Below are 2,016 nucleotides of genomic sequence, written 5' to 3' on the forward strand. Positions count from 1 at the left end.
GGACACCGCCCTCAGCCTGGCGGATCACACCCATGATCTGGGCGTCAGTAAAGCGATCACTCTTCATCAGAATCTCCTCAATTCTTACGCTGAGAAAATTCTCATTCAAAAGTCACTCTTTTTATGGGGGGATTACCGAACGGCACCCTTAACATCAGGTTAAAACACTCAAAGATTACGGATGCCGTCGAATCTATCGTGAAAAAGCTAGTGGGGCAGATGCAAACCGTGCAGAACTTCAGAAACTCATCGGTAATCTGAAAGAGGGACAATCAATTGTGGTCACTCGCCTTGATCGGCTGGCACGCAGTACGTTTGATTTATTCGCTATAGTTAAAAGTATTACCGAAAAAAAGCTCAGTTTTACTCTTTGGCAGAACCATGGACCGATACAACTACCAGCACGGGTCGGCTTATGCTTGCTGTCCTTGGAGGTTTAGCTGATGTCGAAAGAGATTTAATACGAACGCGCACTTCCGAAGGACGCGCCAGAGCCATCGCGCAAGGGAAAAAGATGGGGCGACCAAGTCTTGTCACCCCGTCACAACGACTTGAAATTATCAAAAAAAGAAAAAATGGCGAAAAATTGGAACAAATTGCAAAAGCTTTCGGCATAAGTTCGGGAACGGTCTATCGGATTGCCTCACAGGCCTTAAAACATAACTCATAAAGAAATTAAGGACCTGATTTCTTCCAATATCGCCATTTTTTTGATTGATATTGGATCATAAATACCTTGCTTTTGATCATTCCCTTTAATGCCCGATTTCAGCACAACTTGGGATTTAAGTTTATTCGAGAATTTGTTATAATATCATAAGCCAAGAGCCTGTCCGCTACCTATGGCGGCTCTTGGTCTGATATCTATTCTATCTTCGCTGTGAACTCTGAACTCGCAAACATCTTCATATCGCATCTTACCGATGCTGAAGGGCGAACGGGATACGAGAGGGGATATTCTCAATATTCATTCACCATTAAGGTTAAAACATTTTCCACAATGGATTATCGGGATTGGCAAGAAGCTTGACCGTAAGGGCCAAGGACATAATAACCAGCAGAGGTCGGATACCTTTGCCGCCATATCTGATTGCCAACCATGCTCCGACCTGGTTTCCAAGAATATTTGCTCCTGCCATTCCAAATCCGAGCATCCATAATACCTTTCCGCCAACAATCATGGCCGTAAGACCCGCGACATTGGTTAAAAGATTGATAAATTTGGTATTTGCAATTGCACGAACTAATCCAAGGCCAGCAAAAGCAACCAAGACAGTTGTTAGAAATGATCCCGTACCAGGACCAAAAAAACCATCATAAAATCCTATGCTGGTCATACATAGTGTAATCCCCATACGTCCAAGGCGAGCGTGGCGATCTTCCCCACTCAAGGGAGGGGCCAATAGAAAATAAGCAGCCATTCCGATTAACAAAAGCGGTACAATTGCTGATAAAAAGATAGGATTTACAAATTGTACGACCGTTGCGCCTGCAAGCGCTCCCAGGAAAGCTCCTATGGCTGGCAAAACAAATTGTCTGATATCGACATGCCCTGCCCTCAAAAAGGTCAGAAAAGCCGAAGAGGTCCCAATCGTGCTTTGCAGTTTATTGGTGGCAAGAGCCGAAACAGGTGGAATACCAGCCGCCATCAAAGCGGGAATTGTCACAAGACCGCCCCCACCCGCAAGAGCATCTATCCCACCAGCCACAAATGCGCTCGATATGAGAAACAGGATTGTATCAAATGTGAATTGCATGGTGAAAAACCAACTCGGACTCAAATATCTCTAATTAAAAAAACCGAATATTCTGAAGGCATCAGCATAGCCCCCCTCTACGATGGAGGAAATAGCGATATCAATGTAATCTGGCTGAATACGATCATCTCCTACCTGACAACTAGCACTAGGGCCTGTTAGATCTTGAATTTCTTCCCATATTGTAGGGATGGAAGAAGGAGACAGAACAGGCACCTTTACGGACGAGACATGGGCGATCTGGGAACCTCTGATTGAG

2 protein-coding genes and 1 pseudogene are annotated in these 2,016 nt (G+C 44.8%); 1 reads left to right on the forward strand and 2 read right to left on the reverse strand.

Annotation, left to right across the window (positions count from 1 at the left end; genetic code table 11):
• Positions 1 to 191: 191 nt before the first annotated feature.
• Positions 192 to 670: pseudogene (locus tag ACP7IZ_RS13700) on the forward strand (recombinase family protein).
• A 313-nt stretch (positions 671 to 983) separates the two neighbouring features.
• Here the strand turns inward: ACP7IZ_RS13700 and ACP7IZ_RS13705 are convergent.
• Positions 984 to 1,757, reverse strand: coding sequence for a TSUP family transporter (locus ACP7IZ_RS13705; RefSeq protein ID WP_003631418.1), 774 nt, complete (start codon positions 1,755 to 1,757; stop codon positions 984 to 986).
• Positions 1,758 to 1,787: 30 nt separating this feature from the next.
• A partial coding sequence (locus ACP7IZ_RS13710) for a hypothetical protein (protein WP_426849718.1) occupies positions 1,788 to 2,016 on the reverse strand: 229 nt, incomplete at its 5' end.

It is taken from the genome of Acetobacter sp. AAB5 (genome assembly GCF_050106715.1).
Classification (GTDB): domain Bacteria; phylum Pseudomonadota; class Alphaproteobacteria; order Acetobacterales; family Acetobacteraceae; genus Acetobacter; species Acetobacter oryzifermentans.